At 62.8% G+C, this 16,563-nt stretch carries 16 protein-coding genes; 7 read left to right on the top strand and 9 right to left on the bottom strand.

What is annotated here, in order from left to right; translation table 11 throughout:
- Window positions 1-7: 7 nt before the first annotated feature.
- The 6 genes from uxaC (at window position 8) to LB541_RS23220 (ending at window position 5,818) form a co-directional block, all read left to right on the top strand.
- Window positions 8-1,408 (top strand): glucuronate isomerase, encoded by a 1,401-nt coding sequence (gene uxaC / locus LB541_RS23195; protein WP_140581309.1) that lies wholly within the window; start codon window positions 8-10, stop codon window positions 1,406-1,408.
- Window positions 1,409-1,410: 2 nt separating this feature from the next.
- Window positions 1,411-1,626 carry a hypothetical protein gene (locus LB541_RS23200; RefSeq protein WP_140672079.1) on the top strand — a complete coding sequence of 72 codons (216 nt, stop codon included), beginning with the start codon at window positions 1,411-1,413 and terminating at the stop codon, window positions 1,624-1,626.
- A gap of 119 nt (window positions 1,627-1,745) precedes the next feature.
- Complete coding sequence (locus LB541_RS23205) at window positions 1,746-2,921, top strand: extracellular solute-binding protein (protein ID WP_140513571.1); 1,176 nt, start codon at window positions 1,746-1,748, stop codon at window positions 2,919-2,921.
- 77 nt (window positions 2,922-2,998) lie between these two features.
- Window positions 2,999-4,066: an ABC transporter ATP-binding protein gene (locus LB541_RS23210; protein WP_140581311.1), complete on the top strand. Its 1,068-nt coding sequence runs from the start codon at window positions 2,999-3,001 to the stop codon at window positions 4,064-4,066.
- Between the two features lie 8 nt (window positions 4,067-4,074).
- Window positions 4,075-4,971, top strand: a complete 897-nt coding sequence (locus tag LB541_RS23215) for an ABC transporter permease (protein ID WP_140581312.1) — start codon at window positions 4,075-4,077, stop codon at window positions 4,969-4,971.
- A 1-nt stretch (window position 4,972) separates the two neighbouring features.
- A complete protein-coding gene (locus LB541_RS23220) occupies window positions 4,973-5,818 on the top strand; it encodes an ABC transporter permease (RefSeq protein ID WP_140498468.1) in 846 nt (281 codons plus the stop codon).
- 86 nt (window positions 5,819-5,904) lie between these two features.
- On the opposite strand, the gene LB541_RS23225 is transcribed toward LB541_RS23220, so the two are convergent.
- The 5 genes from LB541_RS23225 to LB541_RS23245 all read right to left on the bottom strand — a co-directional run bounded on the left by LB541_RS23225 (window position 5,905) and on the right by LB541_RS23245 (window position 11,597).
- Entirely contained in the window at window positions 5,905-6,921 is a 1,017-nt protein-coding gene (locus LB541_RS23225; RefSeq protein WP_224619699.1) for a Gfo/Idh/MocA family protein, read from the bottom strand.
- On the bottom strand, window positions 6,918-7,940 hold the full coding sequence (locus LB541_RS23230) for a Gfo/Idh/MocA family protein (RefSeq protein ID WP_140498470.1): 1,023 nt from the start codon (window positions 7,938-7,940) through the stop codon (window positions 6,918-6,920). The genes LB541_RS23225 and LB541_RS23230 overlap by 4 nt, the downstream gene beginning before the upstream one ends.
- A 7-nt stretch (window positions 7,941-7,947) precedes the next feature.
- Complete coding sequence (locus tag LB541_RS23235) at window positions 7,948-9,132, bottom strand: ABC transporter substrate-binding protein (protein WP_140498471.1); 1,185 nt, start codon at window positions 9,130-9,132, stop codon at window positions 7,948-7,950.
- 222 nt (window positions 9,133-9,354) lie between these two features.
- Complete coding sequence (locus tag LB541_RS23240; protein WP_140498472.1) at window positions 9,355-10,548, bottom strand: ABC transporter substrate-binding protein; 1,194 nt, start codon at window positions 10,546-10,548, stop codon at window positions 9,355-9,357.
- On the bottom strand, window positions 10,545-11,597 hold the full coding sequence (locus LB541_RS23245) for an N-acetylglucosamine-6-phosphate deacetylase (protein WP_140498473.1): 1,053 nt from the start codon (window positions 11,595-11,597) through the stop codon (window positions 10,545-10,547). The genes LB541_RS23240 and LB541_RS23245 overlap by 4 nt, the downstream gene beginning before the upstream one ends.
- 240 nt (window positions 11,598-11,837) lie before the next feature.
- On the opposite strand from LB541_RS23245, the gene LB541_RS23250 reads away from it, so the two are divergent.
- Window positions 11,838-12,971, top strand: coding sequence for an ROK family protein (locus tag LB541_RS23250; protein WP_224619718.1), 1,134 nt, complete (start codon window positions 11,838-11,840; stop codon window positions 12,969-12,971).
- A 179-nt stretch (window positions 12,972-13,150) separates the two neighbouring features.
- Here LB541_RS23250 and LB541_RS23255 read toward each other — a convergent pair whose 3' ends face one another.
- From LB541_RS23255 to LB541_RS23270, 4 genes are all read right to left on the bottom strand, one after another.
- Complete coding sequence (locus LB541_RS23255; protein ID WP_140498475.1) at window positions 13,151-13,603, bottom strand: VOC family protein; 453 nt, start codon at window positions 13,601-13,603, stop codon at window positions 13,151-13,153.
- A 64-nt stretch (window positions 13,604-13,667) separates the two neighbouring features.
- The gene (locus LB541_RS23260) at window positions 13,668-13,946 is read right to left on the bottom strand and encodes a hypothetical protein (protein WP_140498476.1); all 279 of its coding nucleotides are present in this window, start codon (window positions 13,944-13,946) and stop codon (window positions 13,668-13,670) included.
- An 84-nt stretch (window positions 13,947-14,030) separates the two neighbouring features.
- On the bottom strand, window positions 14,031-14,729 hold the full coding sequence (locus LB541_RS23265) for an ABC transporter ATP-binding protein (protein WP_140498477.1): 699 nt from the start codon (window positions 14,727-14,729) through the stop codon (window positions 14,031-14,033).
- The gene (locus tag LB541_RS23270) at window positions 14,726-16,561 is read right to left on the bottom strand and encodes an ABC transporter permease subunit (protein WP_140498478.1); all 1,836 of its coding nucleotides are present in this window, start codon (window positions 16,559-16,561) and stop codon (window positions 14,726-14,728) included. Before LB541_RS23270 ends, LB541_RS23265 begins: the two co-directional genes overlap by 4 nt.
- Window positions 16,562-16,563: the final 2 nt, after the last annotated feature.

Consider the following 16,563-nt stretch of genomic DNA (forward strand, 5'->3'; position numbering starts at 1 on the left):
TTTTGCAATGCCGCTCCATCCCGACAGGCTTTTTTCGCCTGATCCTACCGTCCGTTCCATCGCCAGGCGCCTCTATGAAGGCGTGCGTGCCTTGCCGATCATCTCCCCGCACGGCCATACCGAGCCGGATTGGTATGCGTATGACCTGCCGTTCCCGGATCCGGCCACGCTGTTCGTCAAGCCCGACCACTACATTTTGCGCATGTTCTATTCCCAGGGAATGCGCATGGAAGATTTCGGCGTCCCACGACTGGATGGGGGCCCGATCGAAACCGATCCCCGCAAGATCTGGCGCCGCTTCGCCGAGAACTACGCTCTTTTCCGCGGCACGCCGACACGGCTGTGGTTCGAGCATTCGCTGGCAACGGTCTTCGGAATCGAAGAGCGGCTCGGCGCGAAGAATGCCGACCTTCTTTATGATCGCATCGCCGAACAGCTCGAACGGCCGGAGATGCGCCCGCGCGCGCTCTACAAGCGTTTCAACATCGAAGCCATCTCAACGACGGACGCCGCCACCGATGCGCTTGCCGCGCATGATGCGATCAAGGCTTCCGGCTGGGACGGCCAGGTTGTACCAGCCTACCGGCCAGACGCCGTCGTCGACCCTTCGCGCAAGGGTTTCCATGCCGAGGTGGAGCGGTTCCTGGCGTTGGCCGGAACGCCGACCAGCTATCCCGGCTATCTTGAGGCGCACCGCATCCGCCGTGCCTACTTCAAGCAGCGCGGCGCGACGTCCACCGACCACGGCCATCCGAATGCCCGCACCGCCGACCTTTCGAAGGCGGAAGCAACGGCTCTGTTCGACCGGGTGCTGAAGGCCGATGTCTCGCCCGAGGATGCGGACCTGTTCCGCGCACAAATGCTGACCGAAATGGCGCGCATGAGCGTCGAGGACGGCCTGGTCATGCAAATCCATCCCGGCTCTTTCCGCAACCACAACCCGCAGATTTTCACCGAGTTCGGCTTCGACAAGGGCGCAGACATTCCCACCGGCACCGATTATGTCCACGACCTCAAGCCGCTCCTCGACGCGTTCGGCAACGACACGCGCCTGACATTGATCCTGTTCACACTGGACGAGACGGCCTATGGGCGCGAGCTTGCGCCGCTTGCCGGGCATTATCCGGCGCTGCGCCTCGGCCCGCCCTGGTGGTTTTTCGACAGCCCCGAAGGCATGTACCGGTTTCGCAAACTTACCACGGAGACAGCTGGCTTCTATAACACGGTGGGCTTCAACGACGACACCCGTGCCTTCTGTTCGATCCCCGCGCGGCACGACATGGCGCGCCGCGTCGACTGCAATTTTCTCGCGGAATTGGTGGCTGACCACCGGCTCGACGAGGACGAGGCGCAGGAAGTGGCGCACGATCTCGCCTACCGCCTGGCCAAGAAAGCCTATAGGCTCTGACCATGGCGCAGCAGCTTTCCAATCGGACCTGGGTGACCTGCCGGCCGGGATCGGGCGCGCGGACCGCAGAGGTCGGCTCGGCTGCCGAACTGGCCGCCGTCTTCCTGCGGCTGAAGCAGGTCCTCGGCACCGATCTCTCGGCCAGCCCCCATCTCGCAAGGCTAGGAACCGCATTGACCGATCTTTTGAACGACGGCGCCGCAACCACCGTGGCATGATTGGCGCAGCGGTTCACGCACGAAGCAGAAAGCGGTTGTTTTTGAGGACTGGTAGATTAATATATCAAAATTGAAATCCTGCCGGACAAGACAGGACCCCAGCGGAGGAGATGAAGATGATCAAGATCACTCGGCGACAGGCGGTCGGCGGACTAGCCGGCATGGCGGCGCTTCCGGTTGCGCGCGCGTTTGCCCAGACCGCCAAGCTGCCGACCGCGCCCGTCACCATCAATATCGTCGATGTCGCCGGCAATCTGGCGCTAACCCAGAAGGCGATCGAGAATTACAAGACGGCCAAGCCGGAACTGATCTCGAACATCGTCTTCACCAAGGCGCCGGCCCCGGAGCTTCCGGGCAAGATCAAGGCGCAGCAAGCGGCGAACCGCGTCGATATCGACCTCGTGCTTACCGGAACGGATGCGCTGTCGGCAGGCCTCGAGATGGACCTGTGGGTCAAGCTGCTTCCTGACGATTCGGGCGCCTTGCCGAAGCTGGCCGATATCTATCAGGAGCCGGCAGCGCGGATGCAGACGCTGGCCAAGGACCACGGCGTCGTCGTCACCTACTACCCGTCCGGGCCGCTGCTCGAATACATGCCCGACAAGGTCAAGACGGTGCCGACCACGGCGGAGGAGCTTCTGGCGTGGGCCAAGGAGAACCCGAACCGGTTCCTCTATGCGCGCCCGGCCAATTCCGGCCCCGGCCGCACCTTCCTGATGGGTCTTCCCTATCTGCTCGGCGACAGCGATCCGAAGGATCCGGTCAAGGGCTGGGACAAGACCTGGGCCTATCTTAAGGAACTGCACAAATACATCGAATATTATCCGACCGGCACCGGTGCGCTGATGAAGGAACTCGGCGAAGGCACGCGCGACATGACTGTGTCGACGACTGGCTGGGACATCAACCCGCGCGTTCTCGGCGTCGTGCCGAAGGAAGCCAAGGTTGGGGCGCTGAAAGGCTTCCATTGGGTCGCCGACGCTCATTACATGTGCGTGCCGAAAGGGGTCAGCGACGAAAAACTGGCCGTGCTCAAGGACCTGATGGCATTCCTGCTGACGCCTAAGCAGCAGGCCTATACTTATGACGAGGGCTATTTCTATCCGGGCCCGGCGGTCAAGGATGTCACCCTCGACATGGCGCCGCAGGAAAGCCAGGATGCGATCGCCGAATTCGGCCGCACCGAATATGCCGACCTGATCGCCAACAATCCGATCGAACTGCCGCTGGAGCCAGCTTCGATGGTCACGGCATTCCGAACCTGGGACGAACAGGTCGCCGCCGCCGCGAAATGACAAACCTTTGAGTTTCAGCGCATAATAGGAACCGGGCATGCCGCCCGGTTCGCCTACAACAATGGGGCTACGAACGGATGCTGCTCGCCTCGTCGAAATTCGACGAACTCCGCCTCGATCATATGAGTCGAAAATTCGGCAGTATGAGCGCGCTGAGTGACGTTTCGCTGACCGTGCGCAAGGGGGAATTCATCGCCCTGCTCGGACCTTCGGGCTGCGGCAAGTCGACCGCCCTGAACTGCATCGCCGGACTGCTTTCCACCACGGGCGGCAGCATCTATCTCGACGACAAGCGTATCGACCAGCTTAAGCCGGAAGACCGCGGCTTCGGCATGGTCTTCCAGAACTATGCGCTGTTCCCGCATATGACCGTCAAAGCCAATATCGGCTTCGGCCTGAAGATGCGCGGCACGCCCAAGACCGAGATCACGCAACGCGTCGACGAGGCGCTGGGACTGGTGCGGCTGGAAACGCAGGGCCACAAGCTGCCGGGTCAACTGTCAGGCGGTCAGCAGCAGCGGGTCGCCATCGCCCGCGCCATCGTCATCGAGCCGCCGCTGGTGCTGATGGACGAGCCGCTCTCCAACCTCGACGCGAAATTGCGCATCGAGATGCGTGCGGAAATCCGGCGCATCCACAACCAGCTCGGGGCCACCACCCTTTATGTGACGCATGACCAGGATGAGGCCTTGTCGCTTGCCGACCGCATAGTCGTGCTGCGCGATGGCCGAATCCGGCAGGTCGGCGCTCCGCGGGACCTCTATGAGAGCCCGGACCATCTCGACGTCGCCGAATTCATGGGCTACCGCAACCGGCTAACCGGCAAGGTCACCCGGCGCGACGGCGACATTGCCACGGTCGAGGTCGGCGGCGTCAGCCTTTCGGGCAGAGTGCGCGACGATCTCGCGGTTGGCGCGCACGCCGTGATCGCCGCCAGGCCGGACGATGTCACCGTGAGCGACAAGGGCGTCGGGACGCTCGATGCGAAGGTCGAAACCATCGAGTATCGCGGCCGGGAATTCGTCGGCACGGCACGCACCGAGGGCGGCCTCGAGCTGATTTTCCATGCCAGCCAGGCCGCGTCGGTCGGGAACACGGTTTCGCTCTCGATCGATTCTGCCCATGCCCTGATCTACGCGGCCTGAGGATGGCGATGTCGACGCTCGATCATACGCCCTCTCCTTCTCTGCGCCAGCGGCTGGCCTTGCACGGGATCGACGGCGTCACCCTTCTGGTGCTTCCGGCCGCCTTGTTTACGCTGGCGATCTTCGTCTATCCCTTTGTCTACGGCCTGCTCCTGTCCTTCCAGCCGAAGGAAGGGGGGCTCCTCGCCAACTACCAGCGTTTCTTCACCGACCCGTTCCTCTACAACACCATTGCCACCACGCTGTGGCTGGCGGTGCCGGTCACCGTTATCAGCCTGGCGCTGGCGCTGCCCATCGCATTTCGCGTTCGCCTGATGACGCACCAGCGCATGCTGACCACCATCCTCGTGCTGCCGGTAACGCTCGGCACGGTGCTGGTAGCGGAAGGCCTGCTCAACTATCTGGGACCGCAGGGCTGGTTCAGCCGCACGCTGATGTTGTTCGGCGTCATCAGCAGTCCCGTGAAACTCACCAACAATTACTGGGGTGTTTTCGCGTCGCTGATCATCACCGGTTTCCCGTTCACGTTCCTTTTGACGCTTTCCTATGTGACAGGCATCGATCCGGCACTGGAACAGGCAGCGGCGACCCACGGCGCGCGCTCCTGGCAGCGGTTCCGCTATGTGTTCCTGCCGCTGCTGATCCCCGGCCTGGCCATCGCCTTCCTGCTTTCATTCGTACAGGCCTTCGCCGTCTTTCCGTCGGCGGTTCTGCTCGGTGCGCCGGCCGGGCCGACCCGGGTCATCTCGATTGCGGCCTACCAGGCCGCCTTCGAGCAATATGACTACTCGATGGCCTCGGCAATCGCGATGATCATGGCCGGTGTGCAGTTGGTCATCGTCGTCGCCATCCTGATGCTGCGCAACCTGTTCTATCGTGGCAGCACCGCAGGCGGAAAGGGCTGACATGATCCGCGACACAACCATCGCCGCCAAGCTCTGGATCACCGCCATCTGGGTGGTGGTGGGTTTCTTCGTACTCAACCTCGCGGCGATGATTGCCACGGTCATCCTGTCGTCCTTCGGCACGCGCTGGCTGGGCACATGGATTCCTGCCGGCTTCACCACCCGCTGGTATTTCGCCGCCTGGGCGGAATTCCAGCTCCACGATATCCTGATCGTAACCTTCCAGATCGCCTTCACCGTGGTCGCGCTTTCAGGCCTGCTCGGCGTGACGGCGGCCTATGCGCTGGCGCGGCGCGATTTTCCCGGCAAGAAGCTGGTCATGCTTCTGTTCCTGCTGCCGCTTCTGGTCCCGCCGATCACCTTCGGCATTCCGCTGGCTACCGTGCTCTACCAATCGGGGGTCGGTGGCACCTTCTGGGGCGTGGTGCTGGCCAATCTCGTGCCGACGGTTCCTTTCGTCATCCTGGTGATGATCCCCTTCATCGAGCAGATCGATCCCAAGATCGAGGCGGCCGCGCGTGTCTTCGGCGCCAACACGTTCCAGCTCTTTCTCCATGTTCTGCTGCCGATGCTGATGCCGGGCATCTTGGCGGCGCTGCTGCTGGTGCTGGTGCGTACCATCGGCATGTTCGAACTGACCTTCCTGACAGCCGGGCCGACCAGCCAGACGCTCGTCGTGGCGCTGTACTATTCGGTCTTCGCCTCGGGCGTTCGCGCGGTGCAGTCGATCGACGCGATGGCGGTGGTGTATATGATAACGACGCTGGTCTGGCTGCTGATCGCATTGCGCTTCGTCAATCCGACGCAGATTGTAGCGCGGGCAAAGCAGCAGCCCGCCTCCGCCTGAAACAGGCTTTTCTTTCCGCCGCATGATGGCGGCGGAAAGCCACTCTCCAGGAATCCTGGAGCGTTCGAGGTTCGAAGGAAGCGCTCTTATACGGGTTGGTTGCTGGCCGGATCCGCACGGATGAGGGCTGCGATCAGGCGCTGTGTCTGGAGCGCCTCCTCACCCGTCACGACCGGATCGCGGTCTTGCGAAATCGCATCGGCGAAATCGTCAATCAGCGCACGATGCGCGTCGTGGGGGAAGTCCATGATGGCTGCGCCGCTGCCTGTCTTCCCCTCCGCCTCGACGCGCTCTTCGCGCCCGTCGAGCCAGTCGACGCTCAGCGCCCCGCCGGTCAGCGTGGCCGTGCCGAGCGAGCCGACAATCTCCATGGTTTCAGGCGAGCCCGGATAGGCCGCCGTCGTGGCGAGCAGCGAGGCCGGTGAGCCGTTGCCGAGCCGCATCAGGGCGGTGACATAATCCTCAGCCTCCATCCGGTGCAGGCCGGTCGTCCGCACCTGCGAAGCCAACACCTCTACCTCTCCCAGCAGAGAGCGGAAAAGGTCGATGGCGTGGATGGCCTGCGACAACAGCACGCCGCCCCCGTCCCGCGCGAAGCTGCCGCGGCCGCCGGTGTCGTAGTAGGCCTGCGGCCGCCACCACGGAACCCGAAGACTGGCCGCCTCCACCGTGCCGATGGCGCCGGAAGCCAGCAGTTGGCGCAGCCGCAGGCTGGCCGGCCGGAAACGGTGCTGCAGGACGACGCCGAGGCGCAGGCCGGCCCCGCGGGCCAGCGTGACCAGCTTCTCGGCGCGCGCCAGCGTCGTTTCGAGCGGCTTTTCGACGAGCACGTGCTTGCCGGCGGCAAGGGCCAGTTCGGCCACCGCCAGATGCGCGTTGGCCGGCGTCAGCACCAGCACCGCCTGAACCTCGGGATCGGTAATCGCGGCCGCAATATCGGTCGTCACGGGAAAGGAAAACTGGTCGGCAAAGGCTTCTGCCGTCGCCTGGCTGCGGCTGGCCGCCCATTTCACCTCGATCCTGCCCGCAAGATCGACGAGGCTCTTCGCATGCGGCAACGCCGCCGGACCCAAGCCGATCATGGCGACACGTAGCCTGCTCATCGCGCGTTCCTTTCCTGCCCCGTCACGACGACCGCCGCCGCCTGCGCCTCGAGCGCCAGCCGGCAGACCGTGAAGACATGCTCCTGCGTCATCGCCGTTTCGGTACGCTCGCACATGTCGGCAAGCAGGCGCTCGAAATAGGATATCTTTTCGCCCGACGCATCGAAATGGCGCGTGCCCTGGCCATCGACGAGGAATACGTGGTCCGTGCCAGGTTTGCCGGCTATGTCGACATATTTCCTAAGTTCGATCGTGCCCTTGGTGCCGAGCAGGATGAGCCGTCCATCCCCCCAGGTCGGCAGCCCGTCGGCGGTGAACCAGTCGACGCGGATATAGCCGCTCGCTTTGTCTCCCCGCAGGAGGATGTCGCCGAAATCCTGGAATGCTGGAATGTCAGGAGCGCCAAAATGGCCGACCGCACTTGAAACGACATTCGCGTCGGCGCAGCCAGTATAGAACAGGAACTGATCAATTTGGTGCGAGGCGATATCGACCAGGATGCCGCCGTAATTCACGGGATCGAAAAACCACGCCGGGCGTAGCGCACGGTTGAGCCGGTGCGGCCCCAGGCCCGTCACATGGATGACCTCGCCGATGGCGCCGTCCATCGCCAGTTGCGTCGCCAGCGTCGAGGCTCGGGTCAGGAGGCGCTCCGAAAAGCAGATCGAAAAGATGCGTCCCGTCTCACGCACGGTCTGCCGCACGGCGGCAAGCTGCTCGAACGTGGTCAGGCCGGGCTTGTCCGCAAGCACGTCCTTGCCATGCCACATGGCCTCGACGGCAATGGCGGCCCGGTCGGAGGGGACAGCCGCGGTAACGACGAGGTCGATGGCGGGATCCTCGATCAGGCGCCGTCGTTCGACCGGCGCGATCCGTGGAAAACGCTCGGCGATGCCGGCGGCAACCTTGGGATCGGTCGTCGCGGGATCGTAGCCGGCGCACTCGGCGCCGGCATCCAGAAGCCCACCGATCAGGTCATAGACGTGACGATGATCGATGCCGATCACGGCAAATCGCATTGGTCCGCTATTTCATCTTGTTGGCACCGACCTCGCGGTCCCATTTCTCGAAGGCGGCGACCAGTGCTTCCGGCTTTAACGGCGCTTCGACCGGGAACTTCCTGATCAGCTCTTCATATTGTGGGCGGCCGAACTCTGCGATGGCGTCCTGGCTTTCCTGCGGCGCGGCGCTGAGTGGTACCCCCTTGACCGCCGGACCGGGATAGAAATAGCCCTTGTCGTAGGTATAGGCCTGCTGCGCGGGTTCGAGCATGAAGGCCATGAGCTTGACCAGAACCGCGACCTTTTCCTCCGCGACGCCCTTGGGAATGCACATGAACTGCGTATCGGGCACCCAATGCGTGCCTTCGAGCGCAAACGTCTCGATCTCCTTCGGCACGATGCCCAACACACGCGGGTTGATGTCCCAGCCGAAGGTGGAAACGATCATGTCGCGGGTGCCCTCGGCCAGCTCCTTCATCGTCACCGTGGTGCCCGAGGGATAGTAATCGATGCCTTCATCCAGCGCCTTCAGATAGGCCCAGGTCTTCTCCCAGCCATTGATGGGATCGGAAGGATTCTTGTCGCCGAGGATGTAGGGCATGGCCATCAGGAAGGTCCAGCCCGGTCCCGAATTGACCGGCCGCGCATAGCAGAATTTGCCGGGATTGGCCTTCACCCACGCCAGCAGTTCGTCGGTGTTCCTGGGGATGGTCTTGATCCTGTCCGGCGCATATTCGAAGAGTGGGCCCGACGGCGAATAGACGACGGCGACGCCTTCGTTCTGGCCGAAGTTCTTCTGCATCATCAAGGCGCTGTCGAGATAGACGTCCTCAGCCTTGGGCAGCACAGTGGGGTATTTCGTCCACACGTCGATCCACAGGCCCTGGGTGATGCCGTCCGACATGGCACCCGGCCCCGTCAGCACCAGGTCGATGTCGACCCGGTTGGCCGCCTGCTGCGCGGCGAGCTTGGCCGGCAGTTCGGGGGACGGCGCGCGCGAGAACGTGATCTTGGAGACGAGCCCCGGATTTTCCTTGCCGAATTTCTCGATTGCCGCCTGGGTAAGCTGCAGATTGCCCGCGACATCAATGATGTTGAGCGCCACCGGCGAAGTGGGCAGGGCAAGCTCGTCGGCGAATGACCTGCCAAAGGGCAGCGCTGCAAACCCGGCCAATCCGCCGAGCGCCTGGCGGCGTGAAATCGTGAACATCGTCGTCCTCCTCATTTATCTCCTTGAAAGAGCGGCATCTCCGCACTTTCATCCCGGCTCTCCCAGACGAATGATATATTAGTCTATTAGTATCGAATGCAACACAAATGACGCCCCGCTGCGCTGAAGGTCCCGTCGCGGACAGGCCGCGTCAGGCCGGTGCCTGGCATGCTGCACTATCCTAGCGCCAGCCCCTCGACGCGGCCGGCCTTTGGCGAAGCATCAGGATTTCTTTGCGCCGACCAATTCGTCCCACTTTCGGAAGGCGGCGATCATCTTTTCCGGCGGCAGCGGCAGTTCGATCGGGTTGTCGGCGATGAGGCTGGCATACTCGTCCCTGCCGAAACGTTTGACGATGTCCTGGCTGTGCTGCGGCGCCATGGAGACAGGCACGTTCTTCACCGCCGGGCCGGGGTAGAGATAGCCCTCATCGTAGGAATAAGCCTGCGCTTCGGGCGTAAGCAAAAATGCCATCAGATCAAGCACCACGGCGAGCTTGTCGTCGGAAATGCCTTTCGGAACGCACATGAAAAAGGCGTCCGAAACCCAATGGAAGCCCTTGAGCGTGCCGATCCTTGCCGATTCCGGCACGATGCCGAGGGCGCGCGGATTGATGTCCCATCCCGTGGTCGAAATGATGATGTCGCGGCTGCCTTCCCCGAATTCCTTCATGGTGACGCCGGTGCCGGCGGGATAATAGTCGATATACTGGCCGATCTCTGCCAGATAGGCCCAGGTCTTCTCCCAGCCGTCGACGGGATCCTGCGGATCCTTGTCGCCGAGCAGGTAGGGGAGACCCATCATGAATGTACGGCCGGGGCCGGAATTGGTGGGCCGCGCATACATGAAGCGGCCCGGATGGGCCTTGGCCCAGGCTAGCAGCGCCTCTACCGAGCCGGGAACCTCCTTCACCCGCTCAGGCGCGTATTCGATCAGCGGGCCGGAAGGATAGTAGTTGACGACAATGCCATATCCCGCGCCCTGCTTCTTGTGCAGGGCCAGTGCGGCCGGTTCGTAATTGTCCTCGATTTTGGGGAACTTGTCGTTGAAATCAGGCAGAATCTTGATCCACGTGCCGTTGGCTAGGCCTGCCGCCAGACCGTCGGACCCGGTCAGCACCATGTCGATATCGACGCGGTTGGCTTCCTGCTGCGCGCGCAGCTTTCCGGCCAGCTCGGTCACCGGTGCCTTGGTGAAGACGATGCGTTCGGTGCGCTCGGGATATTTCTTGGCGTAGTTTTCGAAGGCCGGCTGCGAAAGCGCCAGCGCGCCGCCCACGTCCATCACCGAGATGACGACCGGCGATGCCGGCAGTTTGGGTGATTGCGCCCAGGCCCGCGTCGTGCCGGCGAGGAATGTACCGCCAATGCCGCCAAGGATGGTGCGGCGATTCACCTTGAGTTCACGAGCAGTCATGGTTGTCTTCCTTCCCATTTTGTCGTTTGCCGGTCGTATTCGCGTTCTTCTTCTCCGACGCGCGCACGGGTGATGGTCATGTCCGGCGCCCACTCGATCTCGCTGGCGGGCACGCGAAGGCCATGCGCGTCCAGCACCGGCTGCAGCAGCGCCATCACATTTGCCGAGGCCATATCGACAGCCTGTGCGAAACCGGCAATGCCCCAGCGCACCAGGTTGCGCACGGCGTCGTCCAGTCGCAGCGCCGACCCGGCGAGCCCGATGCCGCCAGGAACGCGGACCGAGCCATCGGCGCGGCTCTCGACCCGCATTCCGGCAAATTCGTAAGATCCGTGCGGCGCACCGGCCGCCGAAACGGCATCGGTAACCAGGACCGACCGGTCCAGCCCTTTTGCCCGGACCAGCGATTTCAACGCGCCTGGCGGAACGTGAATCCCGTCGGCGATGAATGTCGCGGCGAGACGGTCTTCGGCCAGTTGGGCAAACAGGGTATTGTCCAGTTTCGGCAAGGTTTGCGGCAGCCCGTTGCCGAGATGGGTGGAAAGGACAGCGCCAGCCGCCGCGGCCTGCGCTACGAGCTCAAAACCGCAAGCCGAGTGGCCGATCGAAACAAGGATGTTGTGCCGGTTCATGGCCCTAATGAAAGCAATGCCACCTTCCACTTCGGGTGCCAGCGTCGTCAAAAGGATCGGGCGCTTGAGCAGCGACTGCAGGCGCTCAATGAGCGCAGGATCCGCAGCGGTCATCGCCGAGGCGGGATGGCATCCGGAATAACCCGGGGCGGGATTGAGGAACGGACCTTCCAGATGATAGCCGGGGCACATGAGGGGACCGAGGCGGCTTTCGGAGACAGCCTTGTCGAGAGCGCTGAACCGCGCCGACAATTCGTCCGGCCTTGCCGTGATGATCGTCGGCAGGCACGCTGTCACGCCGCACGCCAGGAGGGCCTCCAGCGCTTCGTCGAGTTCCGCCGCCGTCAGGGTCCCCGAGTTGAAATCGACGCCGGCGAAGCCATTGACCTGCATGTCGACCAGACCGGGAGTAATCATGTTGCGGCCGATCGCCAAGATTCCTTACGCGGAGAGTACACGGCTTGATACCGCTTGCAAGCCATTTTTGAATAATGTTATCCAGAAATGCGAAAGGAAAAGAATCCGGGCATGTTGACGCTCTACACCGCGGATTTCGAGGACGCCCGCCAACGCGACTGCGCACGCGTCATCGCCAGCCTGCACGAAGGCGGCGGCAAATCCCGCGCCGCACTTGCCGCCGAGTTGGACATGACCTCGATGGCGATCTCGCGCGCCATCGCCGACCTCGTCGGCAGGGGCATCATCGAGCAAAGCGTCGGCCAGGTGAGCGGCCGTGGCCGCCCACCGGCGCAAATCGTTTTGAACCCCGGTTGCGCGGGCGCGACCGTCCTTCTTGTTTCCAGCCAGGAACTGGTTGGCGTCCTTGTCGATTTCCGCGGAAGTGTCCTCGCCCGGCAAACCGCCCATGTTCCGTCCGACGCCGATTCGGCCCGCATGACCGCGACGATGCGTGACCTTGTCGCCGGTCTGCTCGGCAGCTGCCCGTCTGGCATGCGTCATGTCGGAACGTCCGTTGCCGTTTCCGGCATCGTGGACGTGAAGACCCGGACGTGGATATTGACCTCGCGATGGCCGAACGTTCGCGATTTCGACGTCGGCAAGGCGCTCGATGGCATCACGCCGCGCGTGTTCCTGTTTCGCCAACTGGATGTCGAATTGAGCGCCCGATACGCCGTGCCGGGCATGGAACGACTGGAAGGCGCCTTCATTCTTCATTGGGGTTGGGGCATCGGCCTGGCCTATCGCGGCAGCGACGATGCGCCGATGCGCCAGGGCGGCCCCTTCGGCGAAATCGGCCATTGGCGTTTCAACGTGCTCAAGGATCGCCCCTGCGGATGCGGCAACCGGGGCTGTCTCGAAACAGCAGCTTCGCTGTCAGCCCTGTTGCCGGTCATACGGGAGATATATCCGTGGGCTTCGGGGGAGGAGGAACTCCTCTCCAGCCAAATCGAGACGATGGAGCTGACGGATATTCCCGAAATCCGGGTCGCCGTCGATCTTATGGCGCGCGCGCTGGGGAACGCCTGCAGGCTGCTTTTCCCCGAGAAGGCGTTCATCACCGGCCCGTTTACCTGCAATGCCGGACTCTACGAACTTCTACGCTCCCGCTTCGAGGCGGAAGGATTGATCGGCACCTTGCGCCTGCCGACCCTGATCTCCGATCGCTCCAGCCTGGACTACGTCGTCCAAGGCGCCGCGCAACCGCTTCATGAAATCGCCGTTCGCGTGCTGCTCGGCACGCCGCAGGGGAAACCGAATGGCGCGGGGCGGAGCCGGCGGAATGGAAAGCGGCAAAGGCCGATGCCTGACGCGAAGCATCTGAATGATTGACGCTGCGGGTTCAGAGATCCGGGAGCAATCTCGATGCCCCACACCTCTCACGTCCTATGGAGAATGCTGCGACGCCGCTCGGGCGAAGCTCACTGCCTCGCGGAGGTTTTCGAGCCGGTTCTCACTAACGAGCCGCACAGCGAACAGCCGCATTTAGCATGTCGCCGGCGTTTTCTTCTTTAGGCCAGGAGCGCATTCCCGCGCCGTTCCATCTCTGCCGGATCGAGGTCCTCCCTCCACGACAGGAGCACCCAGACGTGGCCGAAGGGATCGCGCACGGTGGCGGAACTGGCGCCATAGAACATATTCGTGGGTGGCTGAATCTCTTCCGCGCCAGCCTTGACCGCGCGCCGCAGCAAGGTCGCGTTATCATCAGTGAAGATGTGAAGGCCAGCTGTGCAGCGACCAAGTGTCCGCGGCTCGCCGTATAGTCTCTCGTCCGGATCCCCGATCATGATCACGGCTCCGCAGATCAAAATCTCGGCGTGCATGATTTTGCCGCCTGGGTGGGCAATTCGGAACAATTCCATCGCTCCGAATGCCCGCTCGTAGAACGCGATCCCATCCGACGCCCCGTCGACGTAGATATGAGGGACAATCGCATTTCGATATCTCTCCGGTCGTTCAGTCATCTCGGTGTCCTCGCGCCAAATATCAGAGCGCTCGTTTGCGGTGCACAAGCCGGCGAAACACTCTTTATAAGACCCGGCGGAAGGCTCGCCTCAGTTCGCCCACCGCACCGCCGGAGACCATCAACCGTGCGTCGACACGATCCGTTCCGGGTTCCACGCGATCATCTGCTCGATTGCCGCCGAAGCCGGCGCCGGCTCGACTTGAAATTCCTCGAAAATCGAACGGTGCCTCTCTTTTCCAACACGGCAGGTCGGCAATCATCCAGGCCGACTCCAACCTGGAGACTGTCCTGATATTTCCGGCGATCAGCGGCTGGTGCCAGAAGGCGATATGGTCCTGCAAGCGATGGCCCTGGATAGTCGCCGGCATGAAGCACGGATGGCCGAAGGCGGTCGGAAGTCGAACGCCATCCGCGGCTGCTCGCCCCTAGACGCCGAGATGATGCTGCAGCAGCCCCGGCTGTGTCTTGAGCTCGGCGGCCGGGCCCTCGTGGGCGATATGGCCGTTGTTGATGATATAAACGCGGCTCGCGAGCGCCAGCGTCGCGGCGATGTTCTGTTCCACCAGCACGATTGTCTGCCCTGCCTGGGCCAGTTCGCGGCAGGCGCGCACCAGATCGTGCACAATGACTGGAGCAAGTCCTTCGAAGGGTTCATCAAGCAGAAGGATCTTCGGGTTGCGCACCAATGCACGGGCTATGGCCAATATCTGCTGTTCGCCACCCGAGAGATCCGTGCCCCGGCTGGTGCGCCGTTCCTTCAGCCGTGGGAACATCGTGTAGATACGTTCCAGCGGCCAGCGGTCGTCGGCGGTCAATCCGGCCAGAATGATGTTTTCCTCGACGCTCAGGCTGCCGAAGATGCGCCGATTCTCGTGCACGAGCTGCATGCCTTCCCGAGCGATGCTGTGCGCCTTCCTGCCAACCAGCTCAACCCCGTCGAGCTCAACCGAGCCGGCTCGTGGCGTCACCACGCCCATCAGGCTCTTCAGCGTCGTCGACTTGCCCGCGCCGTTGCGCCCGAGCAGCGCCACGACCTCGTTTTTCTCGACCCTCAATGAGACGTCGAACAGAATGTGACTGTCGCCATAATAGCTGTTCAACGCCCTGACTTCGAGCAGGCTCATGCCACCTCTCCATGTACCCCGCCGAGGTAGGCTTCCTGCACCTTTGCGTTGGTCTTGATCTCAGCGGGCATGCCTTCGACCAGTACCCTGCCCTCCTGCAGGACGGTCACTTTCTCGACCAGCTCGAAGAGTGAATCCATGTCGTGGTCGATGATGATCATCGTGCGTCCACGCGCGATTGACTTGAGCAGCGCCACGGTCTCGACGCGCTCGCGCGGGCTCATGCCGGCAAGCGGCTCGTCAAGCAGGAGCAGGCTCGGCGACGTCGCCAGCGCAAGGCCGATTTCCAGCCGCCGCTTCTCGCCATAGGCCAGTTCCGAAACGGGCCGATCGAGCCGCGCCGTAAGGTTCACCAGCGCCGCCGTTCGCTCGACCTGCTCATTGAGACCGGGAACGCTGTGGATACTCTTGAACAGGTCAAGCCGGAACTTTCCACGCGCCTCGCCCAGCGCGGCAATCATCAGGTTCCGCCGCACCGTCAGGCGGTCGAACAGCTGGTTGATCTGGTAGCTCTTGGTGAGCCCGAGCTGGCACACCTCGGACACGCCCATGCCCGTAATGTCGCGGCCGGCCAGCATGATGCGGCCGGAGGTCGGCGCGATCTCGCAGGTGAGCATCTTGAAGAATGTGGTCTTGCCCGCGCCGTTGGGTCCAATGATGCCCCGTATCTCCCCATGATCGACACTGAAGTCGATGTTGCTGTTGGCTGTGATGCCGCCATAGCGTTTGGTTAGGCCCTGCACCTGCAGGATCGGTCCGGATGCTGGCGCAGTGCCATGCCGGCGCGCCGGCATCGGTTCGACGACCGTCACGACGTGCGGCGCACTCTCGACCGCGGTATTGGCCCGTTCGATGCGCTTGCGGCCGCCGGTCAACCCATAGAGATCGACGATCGCACCGACGATGCCGCGCCGCAGGAAGCAGACCAGCAGCACGAAAACGATGCCGAGCACCAACTTCCATGTGGCGCCGAGATGCAATGTGTTCTGGAAAAAGTCGCTCAGATACAGCCACACCGTCGCGCCCACCAGCGGCCCGAACAGTGTGCCAGCACCGCCGATCGCCGTCTGCATCACGACCTGGCCGGACGTGTCGAACATGAAAGCGTCCGGCGGCATGAAGCCCTGCATGACGCCCAACAGGCCGCCGGCAAAGCCGGCATAGATCGCCGCAATCACGAAGGCCGTGAGCTTGTAGCCGTGTATGTCGTGGCCGAGCGCCGCGGCGCGGAGCGGATTGTCGCGGATTGCCGAAAGGATCGCGCCAACCGGCGAGCGTACGATGCGAAGTGCGACGACAATGCCCACGAAATACCAGAACGCCAGGAAGGTATACATCGTCCAGTCGGTGTTGAATTCGAGTACCGTGAAGCCGAGGTTGACGACCGGGGTTGGCACGCCAGGCAAGCCGTTCTCGCCGCCTGTGAATGCCGAGAGCGGATTGAACTCGACAAAGAAGAAGACTTCGGCGATCGCCACCGTGATCATGGCGAAATAGATGCCGGTGCGTCTCAGGGCGATCAGGCCGATCACATAGCCGACGACACCCGACACGACGGCGCCCATGACGATGGCAGCCATGACATAGGAGAAGCCGGTTTCAGTCAGGAGATAGGCGGCGAACATCCCGCCAGTACCGTAGAAGGCCGACTGGCCGAAGGACAGCAATCCCGTGTAGCCGAACAGGATGTCGAAGCCGATCCCGAACAGGCCCCATATAAGGATACGATTGATCGTGCTGGGCGAAAAGCCGAGATGGGGCAGCACGAACGGCGCCAGGACGAGCGCCAGCGCCGTCAGAAGCTCGACAAGGAAGGGATGTTTGATGTTCATGG

The sequence above is a fragment of the Mesorhizobium sp. BR1-1-15 genome, assembly GCF_020165475.1.
GTDB lineage: Bacteria > Pseudomonadota > Alphaproteobacteria > Rhizobiales > Rhizobiaceae > Mesorhizobium.